The 22,280-nt window shown below is 68.8% G+C and carries 17 protein-coding genes; 5 read left to right on the top strand and 12 right to left on the bottom strand.

Features of this window, described 5'->3' with window-relative positions:
• Positions 1–38 precede the first annotated feature (38 nt).
• The 9 genes from QSK25_RS39245 to QSK25_RS39205 all read right to left on the bottom strand — a co-directional run bounded on the left by QSK25_RS39245 (position 39) and on the right by QSK25_RS39205 (position 12,793).
• Positions 39–599, bottom strand: coding sequence for an acyltransferase (locus QSK25_RS39245; protein ID WP_285646054.1), 561 nt, complete (start codon positions 597–599; stop codon positions 39–41).
• Positions 599–1,678: a DegT/DnrJ/EryC1/StrS family aminotransferase gene (locus QSK25_RS39240; RefSeq protein ID WP_285646052.1), complete on the bottom strand. Its 1,080-nt coding sequence runs from the start codon at positions 1,676–1,678 to the stop codon at positions 599–601. The genes QSK25_RS39245 and QSK25_RS39240 overlap by 1 nt, the downstream gene beginning before the upstream one ends.
• Positions 1,675–2,322, bottom strand: a complete 648-nt coding sequence (locus QSK25_RS39235; protein ID WP_285646051.1) for an acetyltransferase — start codon at positions 2,320–2,322, stop codon at positions 1,675–1,677. Before QSK25_RS39235 ends, QSK25_RS39240 begins: the two co-directional genes overlap by 4 nt.
• Positions 2,323–2,329: 7 nt before the next feature.
• On the bottom strand, positions 2,330–7,105 hold the full coding sequence (locus QSK25_RS39230; RefSeq protein WP_285646050.1) for a DUF4082 domain-containing protein: 4,776 nt from the start codon (positions 7,103–7,105) through the stop codon (positions 2,330–2,332).
• 148 nt (positions 7,106–7,253) lie between these two features.
• Positions 7,254–8,384: a DegT/DnrJ/EryC1/StrS family aminotransferase gene (locus tag QSK25_RS39225; protein ID WP_285646160.1), complete on the bottom strand. Its 1,131-nt coding sequence runs from the start codon at positions 8,382–8,384 to the stop codon at positions 7,254–7,256.
• Positions 8,385–8,675: 291 nt separating this feature from the next.
• On the bottom strand, positions 8,676–9,671 hold the full coding sequence (locus tag QSK25_RS39220; RefSeq protein ID WP_285646048.1) for an NAD-dependent epimerase/dehydratase family protein: 996 nt from the start codon (positions 9,669–9,671) through the stop codon (positions 8,676–8,678).
• Positions 9,671–10,693, bottom strand: a complete 1,023-nt coding sequence (locus QSK25_RS39215; protein ID WP_285646045.1) for a Gfo/Idh/MocA family protein — start codon at positions 10,691–10,693, stop codon at positions 9,671–9,673. Before QSK25_RS39215 ends, QSK25_RS39220 begins: the two co-directional genes overlap by 1 nt.
• A 14-nt stretch (positions 10,694–10,707) precedes the next feature.
• Positions 10,708–12,201, bottom strand: a complete 1,494-nt coding sequence (locus tag QSK25_RS39210; RefSeq protein WP_285646043.1) for a sugar transferase — start codon at positions 12,199–12,201, stop codon at positions 10,708–10,710.
• Between the two features lie 376 nt (positions 12,202–12,577).
• Positions 12,578–12,793 (bottom strand): RNA-binding S4 domain-containing protein, encoded by a 216-nt coding sequence (locus QSK25_RS39205; RefSeq protein WP_285646041.1) that lies wholly within the window; start codon positions 12,791–12,793, stop codon positions 12,578–12,580.
• A gap of 91 nt (positions 12,794–12,884) precedes the next feature.
• On the opposite strand from QSK25_RS39205, the gene QSK25_RS39200 reads away from it, so the two are divergent.
• Entirely contained in the window at positions 12,885–13,568 is a 684-nt protein-coding gene (locus tag QSK25_RS39200; protein WP_285646040.1) for a DUF2306 domain-containing protein, read from the top strand.
• A 279-nt stretch (positions 13,569–13,847) separates the two neighbouring features.
• Here QSK25_RS39200 and QSK25_RS39195 read toward each other — a convergent pair whose 3' ends face one another.
• From QSK25_RS39195 to QSK25_RS39185, 3 genes are read right to left on the bottom strand one after another with little or no spacing between them, the layout of a single operon-like run.
• Positions 13,848–14,264 carry an SLATT domain-containing protein gene (locus QSK25_RS39195; RefSeq protein WP_285646038.1) on the bottom strand — a complete coding sequence of 139 codons (417 nt, stop codon included), beginning with the start codon at positions 14,262–14,264 and terminating at the stop codon, positions 13,848–13,850.
• Complete coding sequence (locus QSK25_RS39190) at positions 14,261–15,463, bottom strand: DUF4231 domain-containing protein (protein WP_285646036.1); 1,203 nt, start codon at positions 15,461–15,463, stop codon at positions 14,261–14,263. Before QSK25_RS39190 ends, QSK25_RS39195 begins: the two co-directional genes overlap by 4 nt.
• Positions 15,464–15,517: 54 nt before the next feature.
• The gene (locus QSK25_RS39185; RefSeq protein WP_285646034.1) at positions 15,518–16,213 is read right to left on the bottom strand and encodes an HAD family hydrolase; all 696 of its coding nucleotides are present in this window, start codon (positions 16,211–16,213) and stop codon (positions 15,518–15,520) included.
• 35 nt (positions 16,214–16,248) lie between these two features.
• On the opposite strand from QSK25_RS39185, the gene QSK25_RS39180 reads away from it, so the two are divergent.
• The 4 genes from QSK25_RS39180 to QSK25_RS39165 all read left to right on the top strand — a co-directional run bounded on the left by QSK25_RS39180 (position 16,249) and on the right by QSK25_RS39165 (position 22,241).
• Entirely contained in the window at positions 16,249–17,634 is a 1,386-nt protein-coding gene (locus tag QSK25_RS39180) for an SDR family NAD(P)-dependent oxidoreductase (protein ID WP_285646033.1), read from the top strand.
• 142 nt (positions 17,635–17,776) lie between these two features.
• On the top strand, positions 17,777–18,439 hold the full coding sequence (gene ku / locus QSK25_RS39175) for a non-homologous end joining protein Ku (protein ID WP_285646032.1): 663 nt from the start codon (positions 17,777–17,779) through the stop codon (positions 18,437–18,439).
• A gap of 175 nt (positions 18,440–18,614) precedes the next feature.
• Complete coding sequence (locus QSK25_RS39170) at positions 18,615–21,485, top strand: bifunctional RecB family nuclease/DEAD/DEAH box helicase (protein WP_285646030.1); 2,871 nt, start codon at positions 18,615–18,617, stop codon at positions 21,483–21,485.
• A 135-nt stretch (positions 21,486–21,620) separates the two neighbouring features.
• A complete protein-coding gene (locus tag QSK25_RS39165; RefSeq protein ID WP_285646028.1) occupies positions 21,621–22,241 on the top strand; it encodes an LPXTG cell wall anchor domain-containing protein in 621 nt (206 codons plus the stop codon).
• Positions 22,242–22,280 lie beyond the last annotated feature (39 nt).

The following is a 22,280-nucleotide window of genomic DNA, read 5'->3' as shown; positions in this document are numbered from 1 at the left end:
ACCGAGGCCCCCCGGATTCCGGGGGCCTCGGTGGGTGCTCAGACGGCTTTCAGGCCGTCCGGGGTCTCCTCGTGCCGGGTCGCGCACTCGGGGCAGGAGAGATCATCTGAGAGCCTCGCGCCGCACGCGCAGACCCAGCCCTTGACCACGGCAGGGTTGCCCGCCACGAACGCGTGCGCGGGCACCGAGCGCGTCACGACCGAGCCGGCCGCGGCGAACGCGTGCTCGCCGATCTCCGTGCCGCACACCACGACCGTGCCCGCGCCCAGCGTGGCGCCACGCCGCACCAGAGTGGTCTCCAGGGCGTCGCCGGTCTTCTTGACGTGGGCGCGCGGGCGCAGGTCGTTGGTGAACAGGACGTTCGGGCCGAGGAACACGTCGTCCTCGCACGTGACGCCGTCGAAGACGAGCGTGCCGTTCTTGACCGTCACGTTGTTGCCCAGCACGGCTCGTGACTCGACGAACGCGCCGTCGCAGATGTTGCAGTCACGGCCGATGCGCGCGCCCGGCAGCACGTGCGCGAACGCCCACACGCGCGTGCCGTCGCCCACGTCCTCCGATTCGCAGAGGCCGTGGGGGTGCACGCGGACGCCGGTCATCAGAGCGCCGCCTTCAGCGCCTCGACCACGCGGGCCTGCTGCGCCTCGGTGATCTCCGGGAACAGCGGCAGCGACAGGATCTCCGCGGCCGACGCCTCGGCCACCGGGAACGAACCGGCCAGCCCCGCGAACGCGCCGGTCTTGTGCAGCGGCGTCGGGTAGTGGATGCCGGCGCCGATTCCGGCCTCGTGCAACGCCTTCAGCACCCGGTCGCGCTCGGCGACGCGGATGACGTAGAGGTGCCAGACGGGCAGGTTGCCGTCGAGCACGACCGGCGTCCGCACGCCGGGAACGTCCGCGAGCATCTCGGTGTAGCGGGAGGCGGCGGCGCGGCGGGCCTGGTTCCAGGCCTCCAGCCGGCGCAGCTTCGCCGACAGGACGACGGCCTGCAGGGTGTCGAGGCGGCTGTTGAAGCCGAGCACCGGGTGCTCGTACTTGCGCGGCGAACCGTGCTCGCGCAGCAGCCGCACGGACTCCGCCACCGCGTCCGAAGTGGTCAGCACGGCACCACCGTCGCCGTACGCGCCGAGGTTCTTGCCGGGGTAGAACGAGGTCGCGGCCGCGACGCCGAGGCCACCGACGGCCACGCCGTTGCGGCGGGCGCCCTGGGCCTGGGCGGCGTCCTCGACGACCGGCAGGCCCGCGGGCAGCAGCTCGACCGGCGCGGCCTGGCCGTACAGGTGCACCGGCACGACGGCCTTGGTGCGTGAAGTGACCACAGAGGACACTTGCGAGGTGTCGATCAGCAGCGTGTCGTCCACGCAGTCCACGAGCACGGGCGTCGCGCCGCAGCGGGCGACGGCCTCGGCCGTGGCGATGAAGGTGTTGGCGGGCAGCACGACCTCGTCGCCGTGGCCGACGCCCAGCGCGCGCAACGCCAGTTCGATCGCGTCGGTGCCGTTGCCGACGCCGATGACGTGCGGCACCTCCTGGTAGGCAGCGAATTCCGACTCGAACCTGGCGACCTGGGGGCCACCGATGAAGGCCGTCGTCTTGAGCACCTCTGCCCAGCCGTCGGCGACCTCGTCGGCCACCTGCTCGTGCTGGGCACGCAGGTCCACCAGCGGAATCTCGATCACGCGCTCTCCCCACGCAACGGGCGGGCCGGCACGCCGGCCCACGTCTCTCCTGCCGGAACGTCCTGCAGGACAACGGCTCCCATGCCGATCACGGCACCGGCGCCGATCTTCAACCCCTCGCGCACCATGGCTCCCTGTCCCAGGTACGCGGCCTCCCCGACGTGCACGGACCCCGCGAGCGAGGCGCGGCCGGCGAACGTGACGCCGTCCGACACCTCGTCGTCGTGGGTGATCAGCACGTGGGGCATGGCCACCACGTGCGCGCCAACAGAAAGCGGGGTCGTGATCACGACGCCCGCGAGCAGAACCGTTCCGGCGCCGAGAGAGGCACCGGACGTGACGGCCGCCGGGTGGACGATGGTCGCCCACCGCTCCTGCGGCAGGTCGAGCTTGCGCGCCAGTGCCAGCCGGGACAACGGCCGCCGTGCGTTCGCGATGCACATCACGACGGCCGCGTCCGGGTGATCAGCCAGGGTGGCGAGCCCGCCCAGCACGGGCACCCCGTCGATCAGGGTGCCGTGCAGGGCGGTGGAGTCGTCGAGGGCCCCGACGGGGTTCCACGTCTCCGGGAGGAGGCGGACCGCCGCGAGGGTTTCGCGGGCGAGTCCACCTGCTCCGACGAACAGCAGTGGCCGTGCGGTCACTTCTGCATCACTGGAAAACCACATCCACCCAGTAGTTGCCACCGTTGTAGGTCGAGGTCGGGAACCCGGACCCGGCGGTGAACACACCGGCCGACGGCGAGGCGGTCAGCGGCGGTGAGGTCACCGTGCCGAAGTAGCCCGCGTTGACCGCGTAGTGCCCCGTGGTGGTCGTGTACGAGGCCGTGTACTCGGTGTTCGCCGTGATCGTCACCGGCGAGCTGAAGGTCAGCGTCTGCCAGCCGGACTCGGTCTCGTTCGAGAACGTGCCGGTGGCGAGGCGTTGCCCGTCCGCGGACCAGAGCGAACCGGTGTGCGTACCGGTGTTGCCCGCTCCCTTGTAGAACTTCACGCCCGTGATCTGGCCGTTGGTGGCGGACGTGAACTTGACGCCCAGCTCGTACGCGCCGTTGTCATCAGCCGAAGTTACCGTCGGAACGGTGGCCGCGCTGAACAGCGAGCACGGGCAGGTCTGCGTCGTCGCCGTGGTGAACGACCACGTGACCGCGTTGGCCATCATGTTGCCGAAGTTGTCCGCCGCCTTGACGCTCACCGAGTACACAGTGGACGCCGCGAACCTCGCCGCCGGGGTGAACGTGATCATCCGGCTGTCCGGCGACAACGACCTCGTGCCGGCGATCTTCGCGCCACCGGGGTCGGTGACGTCGAACTGCGCCGAGTTGAGGTCCACCGGCTCGTCGAACGACACGGTGACCGTGGAGTTGAGCGCCACGTCGGTCGCACCGCTCAGCGGCGTGTGCGACTGCGCCACCGGGGCCGTGTTGTCGGCGTTGGGCTGGTAGACCACGTCGACCCAGTAGTTGCCGGAGCCGTAGGTCATGGTCGGGAACCCGCTGCCGGGCACGAACACGCCGTTGGTCTCCTGCGGCGCCGACAGCGGACCGCTGGTGACCGGCCCCGTGCCGAAGTACCCGGCGTTCACCGCGTAGTGCCCGGTGGTCGTCGTGTACGAGGCGGTGTAGGTCTGGCCGGCGCTGACGATCACCGGCTGGGCGAACGTCAGGGTCTGCCAGCCGGTCGCGGACTCACCCGTGAAGGTGCCCGTGGCGAGGCGCTGGCCGCCCGCGTTCCACAGCGAACCCGTGTGCGTGCCGGTGTTGCCGGTGCCCTTGTAGAAGCGGACGCCGGTGATCTGGCCCGACTGGGTCGGGGTGATCCGCACGCCGAGCTCGTAGGCGCCCGAGTCGTCCGCGGACGTCTCGTCCGGCACCGTCGCCGTGCTGAACAGCGAGCACGGGCAGGTCGGTGTCGTCGTGGTCGTGAAGTTCCACTCCGCGGCCGTCGTCATCGCGATGCCGTTGACGTCCGCGATGCCCACGTGCGCCTGGTACTGCGTGCCGGAGACGAGCTTGCCGGTCGGCGTCCAGGTGACCGTCTTCTGGTCACCCGAGAGCGAGATCGTGCCGGAGAGCTTGGCGCCCTTGGGGTCCTTCAGCCAGATCTGCGCCGACGCGGGGTCGACCGGCTCGCTGAACGTCGCCGTGATGGCGCTCTGGAGACCCACGTTCGTCGCGTTCACGGCCGGCGTGCGGTTCGTGATCGTCGGCGGTGTGGTGTCGCCGTTGAGGCCGTTGCGGTAGATGACGTCGACCCAGTAGTTCGTGGCGTTGTACGAGTTGTTCGGGAAACCGTTGCCGTACTTGTAGACGCCGTTGCCGCCGTCCACGCCGTTCTGCAGCGCGTGCAGGGACTGGTAGCTCGCCTCCTGGCCGTTGAAGTAGCCGGAGGTGACCGAGTACCGGCCGCCGGGTGCGTTGTAGGACACCACGTACGTCGTGTTGGCCTGGACCTGGACCGGCGAGCTGAACATCAGCTTCTGCCAGCCGGACGTGGTCTCGGCCGTGAACGTGCCGGTCGCGAGCAGCAGGCCCGTGGAGGTCCAGAGGCTGCCGGTGTGCGTGCCGGTGTTGCCGGTGCCCTTGTAGAAGCGGACGCCGAGGACCTCGCCCTTGCCGTCGAACCGCACCTTGGTGCCGAGCTCGACCGCGGTGGTGTCACCGGAGTCGATCACGGCCGGTGCCGCGAAGTCGTCCCAGACGGTGCACGGGCAGGTCGCCGGGCGCGGCGAGCCTGTCGTGAACGTCCAGTTCGACTGTGTGGACAGGTTCCCCGCCGCGTCCGCCGCCCTCATCGCGACGGTGTAGGACGTGGCCGCCGCCAGAGGCGCCGACGGCGTGAACGTGATCGTGCGGGCGTCGTTGGAGATCGCCTTGGTGCCCGTGACCGCACCGCTCGGGCCCGTCACCGTGACCTGGGCCGAGGAGAGGGTCACGTTCTCGTCGAACGTGCCGGACACCGTGGTGTTCAGCGCGACGGAACCGGCGTTGGCCACCGGGGACATCGCGCTCTGGATCGGCGCGCGGGTGTCGGGACCGGGGTCCGTCGCCCACACCACGTCGACCCAGTAGTTGGTGTGGTCGAACGTCTGGTTCGGGAAGCCGGCGCCGAAGCGGAAGACGCCGTTCGGTCCGTCCACACCGGACTGCAGGCCGGTGATCGGCTGCATGTACGCCTGCTGCTGGTAGAAGCCGCCGGTGTCGTACGCGAAGTGCCCGGTCGGCGTGTAGTAGCTGACGATGTAGGTGGTGTTGGCGTTCACCGCGACCGGCTGCGGGAAGAGCAGCGTCTGCCACCCCGTCGGGCTCTCGTTGGTGAACGTGCCGGTGGCCAGGAGGTCACCGTTGCTCGACCAGAGGCTGCCGGTGTGCGTGCCGGTGTTGCCGGTGCCCTTGTAGAACTTGACGCCGCGGACGTAACCGTTGCTCGCGGCCCGCCACTTCACACCGAGCTCGAGCTGCGAGCTGTCGTCGGCGGAGGTGACCTTCGGGACCTCGTTGCCCGCGAACATGCCGCACGGGCAGGTCTTCGCGGTGACGTTCGGGGTCGCGCTGACGGGAGCCGACAGGTTCAGCGAATCGTCGACCGCGCGGACCCGCAGCTGTGCCGTGCCGGACTGGTTCGGCGTGTACGTGTAGCTCCACGACGTCTGCCCGGCCTGCCAGGTGGCGTAGTGCCAGCGGGTGCCGCCGTCGGTCGAGACCTCGACGCCCGCCACCCTGCCCGCGGCGTCGATGACGGTGCCGCCGAAGGTGTAGGGCTGGCCGACCGTCGACTGCGCCGGCAGGGTCGTGATCTGCACGCCCGGCGCCGCGTTGTCGTTGATGGCGCCGGAGATCGTCAGCTGGTCGGCCGCCCACAGCTGGTAGGGCTGCACGCCCATGTCCGCGAGGAAGTTGACCGTGGCCTGCTTGATCCGCTTGTCCGACGTCGGCGTGTTGGTGAGGAACGCGTGCTCGTCGTCCACGCCCCACGCCCACTGCACCGTGCCCGCGCCGAACACCAGCGCGCCCGAGGGTGCGCGGTAGTAGGTGATGGCGTGCGTCTCGGTGCTGGAGCCGTACTCGTCGCCGTAGTTCTTCAGCGCGTAGTAGCCGTCGAGGTTCACCGTCGTGCGCGACATCTGCGCGACGCCGGCGGGCTGGAAGCCGTTGTCGTAGACGGTGTTCCACTCGTAGCCCAGCGTGCCGGGCTGGAACGTGTACGTGGTGCCGGCGGCGAGGTTCACCAGGTCGGTGTTGCGCCAGAGCCGCATCTTGCCGTACGCGGCCGGGACCTGGAGCGAGTCGTCCCGCCTGCCGTTGACGGTGAACATGTTGCCGAGCAGGGCGTTCTCGGGTCTGCCGCCGTCCTGCGGCGGGCTGTACCTCGGGTCTCTCCAGGTGCCGGTCCACGTGTTCGTGCCGTCGTTCTGGGCGCCCTTGGTCTCCTTGTAGCAGACGATGGTGCGCCAGTCCGTCTGGGAGGAGTCCATGCTCTTGTCGTACCGGGTCTTCCAGAAGATCTCGTTGCCGGTCAGGAACGCCATGTGCACACCCGCGTCACGGGCGGCCATCACGTTGTTCCACTGCTCGTTCGACCAGTACTCGTCGTGGCCGACCGCCATGAACACCTTGTGGTTCTTGATGAGGTGCCCGCGGCGCGCGGAGTCGACGTCGGTCGTGTAGCTCATGTCGTACCCGTTGCGCTCCAGGAACCTGAGCATCGGGTACTCGGCGTTGAAGATGAAGTTCTCGTCGCCGTCGCCGCCGGTGTACGGGCGGTTGTAGCTGACCTTGTACGAGGAACCGCCCTGGCCGGGGCCGTCACCGAAGTAGAGGCTGTTGCCGCCGTAGCGGTTGTAGGCGACCCAGGTGGCGTCGGAGGTCTGGAAGAAGATCTTCGACTGCGAGCTGTCGTCGCGGACGACGAACGCCATCTCGTTCTCGGCGCCGGTGTCGTTGCGCGTCATGCGCACGTAGTAGATGCCGGACACCGCGGTCGACGGGATGTTCCAGGTGAGGGAGACGGCCCAGTTGCCGCAGTCGATCAGCGCGCTCGCTTCTTCCCGCAGGCATGGTGGCTGGTTCTGCGGGGTGTTGCGCTGGACCGTGCCCATGTAGCGGGCGCCCTTGCCGTTGTACCAACCCATCCGGTAGATGTCGAGCTTGTACGACGAGGCCGACGTCAGCATCTTGAAGCTGACGGTCTGACCCACGTTGTAGCTGATGTCCGTCGTGTACCCGAGGATCGTGTCGTCCCGGTACTGCGCCTGCCAGTCGTCCGCGCCCGTCTGCGTGTTCTCACACGCGACCTTGTTGGTGACGGGGAAGTCACACGGGGCGGCGTTGGCCTTGCCGGGGTTGAAGACCCCGAGCACGAACATCGTGGATGCGATTAATGCCGTGATCACAAGCACCCGCACGAGACGCGACTGCTGAGCCACCATTGGGTTTCACCTCTCGGACGGAGTTACCGTGTGTGATCCGCGCACTACGCTGGACAGCACAGGGCTGCTACTCCGAACGTCGGCGATCTGGTTATAACTGTTACGTGTCAACACAAAAATGTTCCAGTGAGGGTTGAATCTTTATCTTTCAACCACGCACGGTCAGTTGGGATGTGTGGAGAGTTTCCGACAACGCTGACACGACGGTGTCCTGTTCGGACTCGGTCATGTCGTGGAACAGCGGCAGGATCAGCGTCCGGCTGGTGAACGCCTCCGTCACCGGGAGGTTCGCGGCGGGATGTCCCTCGTAGGCGGGTTCGAGGTGTGACGCCATGATTCCGCGCCGTGCGCTCACGCCGCGTTCCGCAAGGCCCGCAAGCACTTCCTGGCGGTACGCGCCTTCCGGCAGCCAGACCCAGAACGACTGGTAGTTGGTCGTCCCGTACTCAGGGTCACGAACGGTCTCGATGCCCGTCTCGGCGAGCAGCTCGTGGTAGCGGGCGGCCAACTCACGGCGACGGGCGATGATCGCGTCCAGTTTGGACAGCTGCACCAGCCCGACCGCGGCCTGGATGTCCGTCATGCGGTAGTTGAACGCCGTCTCCAGGTACTGCTCGATGACGGCGCTACCACCGTGGTGGCGGTCGGCCGCCGAGACGCTCATGCCATGCTCGCGCAGGCGCTTGAGCCGCGTGGCCCACTCGGCGTCGTCGACGGTGACCATGCCGCCCTCACCGGTGGTGAGGAGCTTGCGGGGGTGGAACGACCAGGCGGCGACCGTGGCGTTCGTGCCGACGGGTTTGCCCTTGTAGGTCGAACCCGCGGCGCAGGCCGCGTCCTCGATGACCGCGATGCCGCGCGGTTCGCACAACGCCTTGATGGCGTCGACGTCGGCGGGCACGCCGGCCTGGTGCACGACCATGACCGCGCGGGTCCGGCCGGTCAGCACGGACTCCACCGTGGACGCGCTGAGGTTGCCGGTCTCGACCTCGACGTCGGCGAAGACCGGGGTCGCGCCGGTGTAGCGCACGGAGTTGGCCGTGGCGATGAAGCTCAGCGACGGCACGACGACCTCGTCGCCGGCGCCGATGCCGAGCAGGTGCACGGCGAGGTGCAGGCCCGTGGTGCACGACGACACCGCGACACCGTGCCGCGCGCCGACGGACGCGGCGAAGGCTTCTTCGAACTCGCGGACTCGGGGGCCCTGCGCCACCCAGCCGGACCGGACGGCCTCGGCGGCGGCGAGCGCCTCTTCTTCGCCGAGCAACGGCCGCATCACCGGGATCAAAGCTCTACCTCTTCGTCAGCGGAATGGGTGTCCGCGGCCGCCGCTCTGCTCGACGGCGGGTGGAGCAGAGCGGCGACCGCGAAGGGGGTGCGGACGCGGCGGACCTGGGGGTGTCGGCCGCGCCCGCGGTCTGGGCGCACGAACGGACGTGCGGCTACTCGCTGCACGCCAACGAGCGTGCGGGGTTCTGCGGGCCTTACGAGCGTGCGGATCTTGCGGTGCGATCGCGGCGGCCTGCGAAAGGCCACCGCGATCGCGGTCGTGCGTGTTGTTGTCGCTGGTTCAGGCGTTCTCGGCGGCCTTGTCGGCGGCGGCCTTCTCGGCCCGCCACCACGCGACGAGGTCGCGCAGCCCGCCGTCCATCTCGATCTCGGGCTTCCACCCGAGCTCGGTGGCCGCGAGGCTGATGTCGGCGAGCCGGCGCGTCACGCCGTTCACCTTCCGCTCGGGGCCGTGCTCCAGGGGCAGGTCGGAGTCCATCGCCGCGAGCAACGCGAGGGCGAGTTCCTTGAGCGAGGTCTCCTTCGAGGACGCGATGTTGTACACCGTGTCCGTGACCGGCGCCTTGGCCGCGAGGATGTTGGCGCGCGCGATGTCGTGCACGTGCACGAAGTCCATCGTCTGGGCGCCGTCGCCGAAGATGAGCGGCGACTTGCCGTCGACGATGCGCTCCATCCAGCGGATGAGCACCTCGGTGTACAGGCCGTGGACGTCCATCCGCGGTCCGTACACGTTGAAGTAGCGCAGCGCCACGTAGTCGAGGTCGTACATGGCCTTGAAGCTGCGCAACATGCCTTCGTTGAACGCCTTCGCGGCGCCGTAGAAGGTGTCGTTGTTGTACGGGTGGTGCCGTTCGTTCGTGGGGAACGACTCCGCGAGGCCGTAGACCGAGGCCGACGACGACGCGATGACCTTCTTCACGCCGGCGGCCGCGGCGGCCTCCAGGATCGTGAACGTGCCGTCGACCAGGCACTCCAGCGCGAGCCGCGGTTCCTCGGCGCACTGGGTGATGCGGATGGCCGCGAGGTGGAAGACGAGGTCCTTGCCCTCGGTCAGCTCGCGCACCAGCGCCTTGTCGTTGATGTCGCCCTCGACGATGCGGACGACACCGGACTCCAGCGCGGAGGCCAGGTTCTCCCGGCGGCCGCGCACGAAGTTGTCGAGCACGACGACCTCGGCCGCGCCGGCCTCGACGAGCTGGTCCACCACCGAGGAGCCGATCGTGCCAGCGCCGCCCGTGACGAGCGCGCGCTGTCCGGCAATCGGTTGTGCCGACATCAGGAAACCCTGCCTTCAACTTGTTGAACGGGAACGAAGAGCCCGCCGGAGCGCAGTGACTCCGACGCGGCCTCCAGGACGGCGAGCACGCGCAGACCCGCGCGGCCGTCGGTCAGCGGGGGGCGCTTCTCGGTGATGGACGCGGCGAACTCCGCCATCATCGTGCGCAGCGCCTCGCGCTCCAGCAACGCCGGCGCGACCATGTCGCCGGTGCGGTAGGAGATCGTCTGCTGTTCCTTCGAGTGCTCGACGCCGCGGTCGTAAATGGACAGTCGCTGCGCCGGGTTGTTGTCGTCCCACACGACCGTGCGCTGCGAACCGCCGATGACCATCGTGCGGATCTTGGTGGGCGACAGCCAGTTCACGTGCACGTGCGTGATCGCCCCGTTGGACAGGCGCACGGTGAGGTGACCGACGCACGCGACGCCCGCGCCGATCGGGTCGGAGCCGTGGGCCGCGACCTCCACCGGGACGACGTCGTCGGGCAGGATCGCCTCGAAGATCGACAGGTCGTGCGGGGCGAGGTCCCACAGCACGTCGACGTCGGGCTGCACCAGACCGAGATTGATGCGCACCGAGTCGATGTACTGGATGTCACCGATCTCGCCACCGCGGATGATCTTGCGCAGGTGCTGCACCGACGACGTGTACGCGAAGGTGTGGTCCAGCATCAGCGTGAGGCCGCGCTGCTCGGCGGTCTCGACGAGCTTGCGGCCGTCCTCGAAGTTGGCCGCGAGCGGCTTCTCCACGAGCACGTGCTTGCCGGCTTCGAGCGCCGCCAGGGCGACCGGCAGGTGCGTCGCCGCGGGCGTGGCGATCGCGACGGCGTGCACCTCGGGGTCGGCGAGCACCTCGTCGAGCGAGGCGGTCGCGCGGACGGTCGAGTACTCCCCCAGCACCCGCTGAGCCTTCTCGACGTCGAGGTCGCACAGGTAACGCAGGCGCAGCGCCGGGGTGGCCTGGGCGTTGCGAACGAGGTTCGGCCCCCAGTACCCGGCTCCGATGACAGCAAGGCCAATCACGTCTTGGTTCCCCATCAGTAAGCCCCCTGGCCGCCGAAGACGGCGCGGAAGGTCTTCCACATGATCACGAGGTCGAGGGCGAGCGACCAGTCCTCGACGTAGCGCAGGTCGAGGCGCACCGACTCCTCCCACGAGAGATCGCTGCGTCCGCTCACCTGCCACAGACCCGTCAGCCCGGGCTTCACCAGCAGCCGGCGCCGCACGTCCGAGGAGTACTTCGCCGTCTCCTCCGGCAGCGGTGGGCGCGGCCCGACGAGCGACATGCTGCCCGCGAGGACGTTGAACAGCTGGGGCAGCTCGTCGATCGAGTAGCGGCGCAGGAACGTGCCGACCTTGGTGATGCGCGGGTCCTTCTTCATCTTGAACAGCACGCCGTTGCCTTCGTCGACGGCGGCGAGCCTGGCGCGCAACGCGTCGGCGTTGGTCACCATCGTGCGGAACTTGATGATCGTGAACGGCACACCGGTCTTGCCGACCCGCTTCTGGCGGTAGAACACGGGTCCCCGGCTGTCGATCATGACGAACGCGGCGACGGCGAACATGAGCGGTGCCAACAGGACGAGGAGGAGGAACGCTCCCACACGGTCGACGACTTCCTTGACCAGTCGGCGGAATCCGCTCAGTGCCGGTTCGCTCACGCGGAGCAGTGGCATGCCGAGCACGGCGCTCATGTGCAGTCGCGGGCCGGCGACCTCCATGAGTCCGGGCGAAACGACCATTTCGGCACCGGTGCCTTCGAGTGCCCACGCGAGCTGCTGGAGACGGCGAGGTGTCCAGTAGGCGTCGGGCGTGACGGCGACGATGCGGTACCCACCGCGGCGGACGTGCTCGGCGAGCTCGCGCAGCTGGCCGACGACGGGCACGCCGTCGACGTCGGTGCCGGAGCGGCCGCGGCCGTCGATCGTGCAGATCGCGTCCACGCGCCAGCCGAGGTGGGCGACGCGCTTGGTGCGGTGGATGAGGTCCTCGACGGTGTCCAGGTTTCCCGCGGCGAGGACCGAGAGCAGGAAACGTCCTTCACTTCGGCCGCGGTGCAGCGGGCGGCGCAGGAGGTAGCGCATGGGGAACGCGACCAGGGCGATCGCGGGTACTACGACGAAGATCCACAGGCGGGCGCCGGGGATGTCGACGGCGAGCGCTCCGAGGCCGAGCGCCACGACGGCACCGAACAAGCCCCGGCCGAGTCTTCGGAACTCCTCGGCCCCCTGACCGAGAACCGCCGGCTGCCACACGCGGTTGATCGCGAGCGAGCCGACGACGAGCACTACTGTGAGTATGTCCAGCAAGGCGAGGGAAAGCGGACCGAAAGCGGTGTGCCGCATGCTCATGACGGCACCGACGGCGATGACGACCAGGGCAACGGTCAGCACATCGGCGGTGATCACGGCATAGCGGTAACGACTTTCCCAACGCGCTACGGGTGGGTGGGTCTGTCTGCGTTCCGACAGCGTGTTGAGCGTGGAGCGCAGCCCGTCGACGTCACGGGTAGCGCGGACCTGCTCACTCATCGTTCTGATCTCCCCGGCTCAGCGGCGATTCCGGACGTGCACGTGCACAGGTCACCCCGAGGACCTTGATTCTTCGGACTCCGCGATCTTCGTGGACGCCGCAGAACTAGATCGGCAGCCGAAGCTCGCAACCGGTGATTCGCGCGTACCGGGATCGGCGTTACAGACCCTGGAAAAAAGTTTCCCCGAAGTCCGAATACCGGACGTGACGCGCGTCTCACCACCTGGAAACCAAAGCGACGTAACGCGTTTCCAGATGTCCACAAGGGACATAATGGTTACGTATGTCGCGAGGTGTTCGTTCAGAACAGGCCTTCAGGCCCTAGTCTGATCGACTGCCATTGTGCATGCACTTACCGCTGAACGGAGTAATGAGCTACGGCCGAACGGAAATGCGCACTTCGTCACCGTTGACGACCACTACGTCACCGTGCCTCAGCTGAGCCCCGCGCCGCAGCTCCACAGAGCCGTTGACGTGGACTTCCCCGTCCTCCACGAGCTCTTTGGCGTGCCCGCCGTCCTCGGCCAGCTGCGCCAGCTTGAGGAACTGCCCTAGCCTGATCGGCTCTTCGGAGATCTCGACCGTCCGCATGAGTCACATCATCCCAGTAGGGCGCACCCCACCGCTTGCTCGGGGGAGCACACCAGCGCGTTCGAGTGAAACCGTTGACAGCCTTACGACTATGAAAACTTCGTGGGGGTACGCCGCCTGGTTGGCGGTGTCGGGATTCGTCTGCGTCGCGATAACGATCTTCGCGGCCAGCGCGTACGTCACTCTGGACATGGAGCAGGCGCGGCCGCCGCTGCACGGCGCGGTGCACTACGGCCTTCTCGTCGCGCACATCTTCACCGGAACGGTCGCCGTCCTGGCGGGTGTCTCGCAGTTCTGGCCGCGGCTGCGCTCCCGTCACCCGAAGGTGCACCGGGTCATGGGGCGGGTCTACTTCGGGGCCGTGCTGCCGTCGTCGGTCCTCGGCGTCGTGTGCGCGCAGCTGTCACTGGCCGGCCTGGCTTCTTCGGCACCACTGACGGTGTTGTCGGTGCTGTGGTTCATGTCGGCCGTCTACGGCCTGAAAACAGCACGGCGGCGCCAGTTCGGCGAACACCGCATCTGGATGATCCGCGGTTTCGCACTCACCGGCGCCGCCGTGATGGGTCGCCTCTGGGGCCTCGCACTCGGCGCTCTCGTGCCCGACGGGGACGGGCTGCTGGTCTTCGCCACCGCGAACTGGCTGTCGTTCGTGGTGAACCTGCTGGTCGCCGAGTGGTGGATCCAGTCCAGGGGTTACACCCGGACCTTGCCCTCCGTGGCGCTGAGGCCCAGCATCTCCAGCAGGTCGGCGCAGTCGAGCGCGTCCGTGGCGTGACAGGCCACGGTGCGTGCCGCCTTGCTGTTCTGAATCGTGCTGTGCTCCTTCTCCAGAGCCTTGGCCTCGGCAAACGTGCCGGTTTCGGGCTCGGCGATCGCGGGACGCGCCCAAGTCATGTCGTGCCTGCTTCCGCATCGGGGGATGTGGCCATCATGACCTCTGGGTGACCAAAACACCAGAACCCGTGCTTACCGTAATCGACCATCCACGCAGCGTACAAACCGTGGAAGCGTTTTCCTGGAACGAACTTCGCGCGTTTGCCGCCAGTTTTTCGCGCTACCGGCCGTACCTCAGCACCGACTCCACTTCGGTCACGAATGCGACCAGCCTTTCGTCGTCCACGTCGTCGGGCGTGGGACCGTCCACCGCGAGCCGTTGCAGCGCAACGGAAGTGGTGGCGCTCTCCCGCGCCAGGCGGCGGAAGCCGAACGTGGCCTCGTAGAGCGACACGGCGGTGGCCGCGGCGGCCAGAACCGTTGCCACGAAACCCCACATGGCCCGGCGCGGCCCGTCCGCCATCCCCACGGCGGCGGCGGCCGCGGCGGCGATGAAGAGCGCGGCGGCGATCGCGACCGTCCACGTGCGAGCGCGGGAGTAGCGCTTGCGGGCGCGTTCGTAGTGGTCGAGCCGGTCCTGGAAGCGGTGGCGCAGATAGGCTTCCACGAACTGGGCTTGGCGCAGCTTGTCGCTCATGTCCTGACCACCTCGTGCTTGCGGTTGCTGACCGCGGCTTCCAGATCGGCGACCTTGTCCTGACGCTCCTCTTCGGACGCCGGCGCGACGGACGCCAGATGCGCGAAGTACAAGGCGCGCAACCGTTCCGCTCGCGAGCGCGCGGTGAGGTACTTGTCGAGCGACTCGCGCTTGCGCGCCACGATCGTGATGGCCGCCGCGAACGCGCCACCCGCCACGACGAGCACACCGGGCCACGGCGTGTCCTTCAGCCAGATCTGCAACGCGGCGAACACCGTCGTCGTCAGACCGCCCGCGATGGCGAGCACGGCCGTGAGCCGGTAGCGGTTCTGCTCGACGTCGGCCTCGGCGTCGAGTTCCTGGAAGACGGGCGCGACGACCTGGTTCGCGTCGTGGATGGCGTCGGCGAGCGTCGGGTACGCGACGACGAAGCCGGGGTCGACCAGCGGCCGCGCGTCCGGTGCCTTGTAGCGCACCTTGGGCCAGATCCTCGGCGGCCTGACGGGCTTCTCCTTGCCCAGCAGCCGTTCCAGGGCGGTGACGGCCTTGCCGGCGCCCTCGTCCACGTGGACGATGAAGATCTTGCCGCTGCGCACCAGCACCGCGAGGTCGCCGGTGAGGTCACCGGTCGCGATGCGGTCCGCGAGCCCGCCCGTGCCGGCGAGCACCAGCAACGGGTTGTCGCCGCTGAGGTGGTCGACGACCTCCCGTTCGTTCTCGCCTCCAACGACGAGGGCGACGACGGGTTTCTTGTGGCGCACGGCGTCGATCGTGCGGAACAGCACCGGGGTCGCGTCCGTCCACTCCGAACCGGGGACGATGACGGCGACGCTGTGGTTGGGTTCCAGCGCCACCTGACCGTTGCTGGAGGTCTCGGTGAGGTCGTGGACCTTGCTGCTCGGCGCTACGCCGATCACGACGGGCCAGCGCTGTTCGCACGCCTGCAAAGCCATGCCCAGCAAGTGGACCACGCCTCGGTCGGTGCCTTCCGTGACGAACACGGCGCCGTTGCGCGCCGCGGTCACGACGACGGATCTGAGCACCGGCAACAACTTCGCGGCGAGATCCGTCTCGATGTCTTGGGTGGAGCCGAAGACCGAGATCACCGTCCGGCCCCGGGGCAGGCCGAGGGCTTTGGGTTTGATGTCGGCGTCCGGCTGGGACAGCCGTTTGACTGTCGGGCCGCCTGCAGTGGGCATGCGGGGCACCATAACGGTGTGATCGAGGCCTGACCAGGGCCGAACAGCGGCGTGTCAGACCGCGTGCACGCTCCTGATCAGCAGTTCCAGGTCGCTGAGGTCGTCGATCACGATCTGGGCTCCAGCTCGGCGGAGGTCCTGCCTCGAACTGCGGCCGGTGGCGACGGCGACGAGCCGCACGCCCGCCTTGGTCGCGGCGTGCACGTCGTGCGGCGTGTCGCCGATGATGACGATCTCGTGGTCCGCGAACTCGCGGATGTGCCCGGCGCGTTCGCGGGCGACGGTGACGAGGTCGGCGCGGTCCAGGTGGTCGTCGCCGAACGCGCTGACGTCCCAGTCGACGAGGTGCGCGAGGCCGAACTCCTCCAGCTTGACCAGCGCGACGCTCGCGAGGTTCGCGGTCAGCACGGCCTGGTGCACGCGCGGGTCGTGCGCGAAGTGCTCGAGCGCCTCCAGCGCCCCCGGCAGCACCTCGCCGTGGCCCGGCAGCTCGGCGCGGCGGTGCTCGAACGACGTGCTGAGGGCGTTGCCGAGCAGCTCGCGCGCTTCGGCCGTGGTCTCGATGCCGTTCCGGCGCAGGACCTCCTCGATCACGTCCCGCTCGGTGCGCCCACCGAGGTCGACGCGTCCTTCGAGCGGCCTGCCGAACGCGCTGTGGAACGCGTGGCCGTACATCAGCCCGCCGAACCCGCGCGCCGAGATCAGCGTGTTGTCGATGTCCCACAGCACCAGCAGCTCCGGCCCGGTCACCGGACCACCCCCCACTCCCCGTAAAATGCCTGTTCATGACCTCGATCGACCCCGCAGAGCTGGAAGTCTGCCTGCGCGTGCTTGCCCAGGTCGAGGACCTGCCGGCCGAACACGACGACGCCGTGCGCGTCCGCCGGGCCACCGCGAAGATCTTCAAGGCCGCGAAGAAGTTCCGGAAGTCCGAGCGCAAGGCCGCCATCGTGGCCAACGACCGCGCCGTGACCGCGCTGACCGCCACCGGCTCGCCCGACCGCATCGACGACGAGACCCAGGGCCTCCCGCTGGTGTCCACCGCTCAGGGCGCCACCGCCGGGACCCTCCTGCGCGCGCGTTCCTGCTACACCTGCCGCAAGAGGTTCGTCGAGGTGGACGCGTTCTACCACAACCTCTGCCCGGACTGCGCCGCGTTCAACCACAGCAAGCGCGACGCCCGCACCGACCTGACCGGCCGCAACGCCCTGCTGACCGGTGGCCGCGCGAAGATCGGCATGTACATCGCGCTGCGCCTGCTCCGCGACGGCGCGCACACCACGATCACCACCCGGTTCCCCAAGGACGCGGCCCGGCGCTTCGCCACGATGCCGGACGCCGACGAGTGGATCGACCGGCTCAAGATCGTGGGCATCGACCTGCGCGACCCGTCCCAGGTGCTCGCACTGGCCGACGAGGTCGCCTCGCGCGGGCCGCTGGACGTCCTGATCAACAACGCCGCGCAGACCGTGCGCCGCTCCGCCGGTGCCTACGCGCCCCTCGCCCACGCCGAGCACTCCGAACTGACCGGCGACGCCCGGCGCCCCGAGCTGATCTCGTTCGGCGGCCACGGCCAGCTCGCGTTGCCGGGGACCGCCGTGCCCGAGGCGCACTCGGTGACGACGCTGGCGCTGATGGCGGGCTCGAAGGACATCGACGCCGGTGGCCTGGTGCCGGACACGGCGTCATCGAACTCGTGGATCCAGAACGTCGACGAGGTCGACCCGGTCGAACTGCTGGAAGTGCAGCTCTGCAACTCGACCGCGCCGTTCCTGCTGATCTCCCGCCTGCGCGCGTCGATGGCGAAGTCGTCGTACCGCCGCAAGTACGTGGTGAACGTGTCGGCGATGGAGGGGCAGTTCTCGCGCGCCTACAAGGGTTCGGGACACCCGCACACCAACATGGCCAAGGCCGCCCTGAACATGTTGACGCGCACCAGCGCCGAGGAGATGCTGCAGGCCGACGGCATCCTGATGACGGCCGTCGACACCGGCTGGATCACCGACGAGCGTCCGCACCCGATGAAGCTGCGGCTGGCCGAGGAGGGCTTCCACGCCCCGTTGGACCTGGTCGACGGCGCGGCCCGGGTGTACGACCCGATCGTGCGCGGCGAGGCGGGCGAGGACCTGTACGGGTGCTTCCTGAAGGACTACGCGCCTTCCCCGTGGTGAGGCTCCCAGAAGTGTCGCAGTAAGGCCTTCCGGGTGACTTTCGTCGGATACACGCGTCCGTGACACCTCTCGGACGCGTCCGAACGAGGCCTTTCACCAGCCACGATGACTACTAGAACATCTGTTCGAGTAGTCATTTGTCATGAGAACTGTGTGGCGGGGAGCACTCCGGTTCGGGATGACGACCATGACGGTGCGGCTGGTCTCGGCGGCCACCGAGCACCGCAGCAAGGTGCACCTCGTGCACCGCGAGGACAGCGGCCGCGTGCGCCATCAACAGGTGTGCGGTGAATGCTCGCTCCGACTGACCCCGGAGGACATCGGCCGCGGCTACGAGCTCGACGACGGCCGCATCGTGCAGATCGACCCCGGCGACCTGCCGGCACCCGAGGACGGCGTGATCGACGTGCAGCAGTTCGCGCCGCAGACCGACGTGGACCCGGTCGCGTTGCACCGCAGCTACTACGTGGAGCCCGACGACCTGGCCGTGCGCTCGTACGTGCTGCTGCGGGAGACCCTGGAACGCACGAAGACCGCCGCGATCGTGAAGTTCGCCCTGCGGGGCAAGGAGACCTTGGCGGCCTTGCGGCCGCAGGCCGGGGTGCTGGTGCTGCACACGTTGCTGTGGCCGGACGAGGTGCGGGAGCCGCACTTCGCGTTCCTGCACCGGGACACCGAGGTGCGCACCGGTGAGTTGGCGGCCGCGGCCGCCCTGGTGCGGGCGCAGACGCGTCCGTTCCGGCCGCACGACTACCCGAACACGCGGCACGAGGCCTTGCTGCACCTGGTGGAGGCGAACGTATAGCGGCTCGCCGAGGCCTGGGTTCCCGGGACTGTCGGTGTGGCTGACCAGTGGTGTGGCTCGGAACGTTGCCGGGGAAGTTCGCGGTCAGACGGGTGCGTCGCGGCACCGCGAGGCGCCCTGCTGAATGCCGATTACCTCGCCAACGTTCCGAGTCACACCACTAGCATCAGGTCCCATGCTCGCCAGCCCGTCCGATCTCGTCGACCTGCTCGAGTGCGAGCACCGCAGCTACCTGGCGCGGGACGAGCGGCGAGGTGATCCCGCCGAGCTGGCGCGGGCCGCCGAAAGCACCGCGGCGTCGATGCGGTCCGGGGCCGACCTGGTCGAGAACGCCGTGTTCTTCGACGGCGTGTTCCACTGCTCCGCCCAGACCCTCGTGCGCACCGCCGACGGGTACGAGCCGTGCGACGAGGCTGCCGACGCCACTCCCCTGGCGGTGTTGTCGCTGGTGAGCGTGGCAGCGGCGGTGGGTGCCGAGCGGGCGCACCTGGTCGTGGACGGGCGGCGCGGTTCGTTCCGGGTGGCCGACTTCCTGCCGTTGGTGGCGCGGTTGCGGACGCGGCTCGCGAAGCCCGGACCCGCGCCTGCGCGGTCGTGGGGTGATGTGCGGGCGGCCTGTGCCGGCTGCCGGTTCGCCCGTCATTGCGCTTCCGGACGCGAGGAGGCGCGGGACCTGTCGCTGGTGGCCGGGTTGCGGGCGGACCAGCGGCGGAAGCTCGTTTCGGCCGGCATTGACACCATCGACGCGCTTGCAGCGACCGAGGAACGGCCGGTCACGTTGTCGCCGGCGTCGTTCACGGCGCTGACCGCGCAGGCCCGGCTCCAGGTGGAGCAGGAACGCACCGGCGTCGTGCGGTACGAGGTGGTGGCGCCCGAGGCGCTGGCGAACCTGCCGGAACCCGCCGAGGACGACGTGTTCCTGGAGGTCGACGGCGACACGTTCCGCACGCCGGGGTGGTCGGGGACGTTCGCGGAGTTCGTCGCGCGCACGCCGGAGGGCACCGTCTACCACTTCACGCCGCACGACCTGGCCGGGCGGGCCGCCAGGAGCGCCACGCTGGAGTCCGAAGTGGACGAGCTCGTGCGGCGGACGGTCGACCTCGGCGCGCTGACGCGGCGGGTGTTGCGGGTGTCCACGCGGGAGTACACGCTGCCCGCGCTGAAGCCGTTGGTGCAGGACGAGAACCTGACGCGCGGGGTGCGGGACCTGTTGCACCGCGTCAAGGTCGAGCGCGAGATCGAGACCGCGGTGCGGGAGGAACGGGACGAGGCGGCGCTGGAGAAGGCCGCCGAGCGGGCCCGGCGGATGGCGGCGCTGACCGAGCCGTTGCTGGCGGAGGGACATGCGTTGTTCGCGGCGACCGTCGGGTACCACCGGCGGGAGGCGAGTCCGGCCTGGGGTGACTTCTTCCGGCAGGCGCTGGCGCCGATCTCCGACCTGGAGACGGATTCCAACTGCGCGGTGCCCATCACGGTGCGGGCCGAGGACTGGGTGCCGCCGTCGGGGCGGGTCCGGACGCACAAGCGGCAGGTGCACGCGCGGATCGACCCCGAGCGGCCCCACCCGTTCGGCGCGGGGGAACAGGTCCGGCTGCTCTACCCCGGCAACGTCACGCGCAACGCCGCGGTGTCCGACGACAACCCGTACGAACTGGTGCTGACCGAGAGCAACGCCGTCGAGCACGGGGACGTGCCGATCGCGGTGCTGCCGGGGAGCCCGGTGCCGGCGTCGCCCAAGGACGAGGCCGTGGCGGAACTGGCCGAGCAGGCGGTGCGGATCCTGCCGTTGCTGCCGCGCAACCCCGGTATCGACCTGTTGCTGCGCACACCGCCCGCGCAGCCGTTGCCGCAGCACGACGACGTGGTGCAGGCGGTGATCAAGGCCGTCGACCAGCTCGACGGCGGGACTCTCGCCGTGCAGGGCCCGCCCGGCGCCGGCAAGACCTACCTCGCCACCAAGCTCATCCGGCACCTCATCGACCAGGGCAAGACGGTCGCGGTCACCTCGACGTCACACAAGGCCGTCGAGAACGTGCTGTCGAGCGTCGATCCGGACGTGCCGATGGCCAAGCGGTCCAAGGAGCGCAAACCCGAGGAGGGCCTCGCCTGGGACCAGCCCAAGGACAACGGGGCGCTGGCGCGGTGGCGCGAGGAGCACCCGCAGGGGCACCTGGTCGGCGGCACCGCCTGGACGTTCTCCAACAACGTCATCAAGGCGCAGCCGTTCGACGTGATGATCATCGATGAGGCCGGGCAGTTCGCCCTCGCGGACGCGGTGGCGGTGGCCACGGCCGCGCGGAACCTCGTGTTGCTGGGCGACCCCCAGCAACTCCCCCAGGTCGTTCAGGGTGTGCACCCGCCGGGGTCCGACGCGTCGGCGCTGGGCCATTTGCTGGGGGACGCCGACGTGATCCCGCCGCATCTGGGCTATTTCCTGGCGGAGACGCGGCGAATGCACCCGGCCGTGTGCAGGCCCGTGTCCGAACTCTCCTATGCCGGGCTGCTCCATTCGCACGAATCGGCCGCCAACCGGTCGATCTCCGGCGTCGAGCCCGGGATCTACCTGCGCGAGGTCGACCACCGGCACAACATCACGTCGTCCACCGAGGAAGCGGACGCCGTCGTGGACACGGTCAGGCAGATCGTCGGTCGCACGTGGACGGACAACGGCAAAACGCGCGAACTGACCGATGCGGACATTCTCGTTGTGGCGCCGTACAACCTGCAGGTGCGGGTGATCCGGCGCCGACTGGCTGATGCGGGGTTCAGCGAAACTCGGGTGGGCACCGTGGACCGGTTCCAAGGGCAGGAGGCACCGGCGGTCATCATGTCCATGACGTCGTCGTCCACCGTGGACCTGCCCCGTGGCCTGGACTTCCTCCTGTCGCGCAACAGGTTGAACGTGGCGTTGTCGCGCGCCCAGGTGCTCGCCGTGATGATCTGCTCCCCCCGTTTGCTGGACGCGGACGTACGCGGAGTGGAGCAGATGAGGTTGGTCGCGGGCACGATCGGCCTAACAGAAAACATGAGGATCTTTCCGTGGTGACACCAAGGCGTTGTCATACAGTGACCTTCTGAACCCTCTGTGTTGTTAGCGTGACGCGGTTCACCCAGTCGGGTGATTCAGATCATGAATGATCGCTCGATCCGCCACGCATCAATGCAGAGCAGGAGAGATTCGTTGGCAAGGAGAGTTCTGGGCGCGTTCGCGGTGACCGTCACCGCGGCGTTGACGACGCTGGCGCTGACGGGCACGGCGCAGGCTCACAGTCCCACCCTGAACAAGGGTTGTGACGAGAAGTCCGGGAAGTCCTGGTTCACGGTGTCCCTGAAGGACTACCGCGGTGAGAAGGACAACTTCCTCGAGGTCTGGATCGATGGCAAGGCACAGCCGAAGGTCCCCTTCAGGCAGAACCTCGACACGAAGAAGTACGAGGAAGACGGTAGCGCCAAGCACACGTACGAGGTCAAGGTCACGGCTTGGGACGACCCGAACTTCGAGAAGAACTGGAGCTTCAAGGCGAGCCGCACGACCGAGGCGTGCGTGAAGAAGACGCCGCCGACCACGACGACGAAGCCGGCGACGACCACCACGACGCCGCCCGCCACGTCTCCGGAGGTGCCCTCGTCCTCCGCGGTCCCGCCGACCACCACCACCCCGGTCGCCCCCGGCGGCAGCGCTCCGGAACCGCCCCTCGCGGCGACCGGCGCGTCCCCGCTGTGGCTGCTGCTCTCGGGCCTCGGCCTGGTGGGCGCCGGTGCCGGCACCCTGCTGTTCCTGCGCCGCCGCCGCAGCGCGTGAAGTAGCCGAAAGACAGAAGGGGGACGGTCCGAAGTGGAC

This window comes from Lentzea sp. NBRC 102530 (assembly GCF_030269365.1).
Taxonomy (GTDB): Bacteria; Actinomycetota; Actinomycetes; order Mycobacteriales; family Pseudonocardiaceae; genus Lentzea.
The sequence above is the reverse complement of the archived record's forward strand: the minus strand, read 5'-3'. Positions and strand labels throughout refer to the sequence as shown.

Excerpts from the sequence above, each read along its gene's own strand:
- QSK25_RS39245 (WP_285646054.1), bottom strand. The coding sequence starts at position 599 with ATGACCGGCGTCCGCGTGCACCCCCACGGCCTCTGCGAATCGGAGGAC.
- QSK25_RS39230 (WP_285646050.1), bottom strand. The coding sequence starts at position 7,105 with ATGGTGGCTCAGCAGTCGCGTCTCGTGCGGGTGCTTGTGATCACGGCA.
- QSK25_RS39220 (WP_285646048.1), bottom strand. The coding sequence starts at position 9,671 with ATGTCGGCACAACCGATTGCCGGACAGCGCGCGCTCGTCACGGGCGGC.
- QSK25_RS39210 (WP_285646043.1), bottom strand. The coding sequence starts at position 12,201 with ATGAGTGAGCAGGTCCGCGCTACCCGTGACGTCGACGGGCTGCGCTCC.
- QSK25_RS39205 (WP_285646041.1), bottom strand. The coding sequence starts at position 12,793 with ATGCGGACGGTCGAGATCTCCGAAGAGCCGATCAGGCTAGGGCAGTTC.
- QSK25_RS39200 (WP_285646040.1), top strand. The coding sequence starts at position 12,885 with ATGAAAACTTCGTGGGGGTACGCCGCCTGGTTGGCGGTGTCGGGATTC.
- QSK25_RS39195 (WP_285646038.1), bottom strand. The coding sequence starts at position 14,264 with ATGAGCGACAAGCTGCGCCAAGCCCAGTTCGTGGAAGCCTATCTGCGC.
- QSK25_RS39190 (WP_285646036.1), bottom strand. The coding sequence starts at position 15,463 with ATGCCCACTGCAGGCGGCCCGACAGTCAAACGGCTGTCCCAGCCGGAC.
- QSK25_RS39180 (WP_285646033.1), top strand. The coding sequence starts at position 16,249 with ATGACCTCGATCGACCCCGCAGAGCTGGAAGTCTGCCTGCGCGTGCTT.
- ku (WP_285646032.1), top strand. The coding sequence starts at position 17,777 with ATGAGAACTGTGTGGCGGGGAGCACTCCGGTTCGGGATGACGACCATG.
- QSK25_RS39170 (WP_285646030.1), top strand. The coding sequence starts at position 18,615 with ATGCTCGCCAGCCCGTCCGATCTCGTCGACCTGCTCGAGTGCGAGCAC.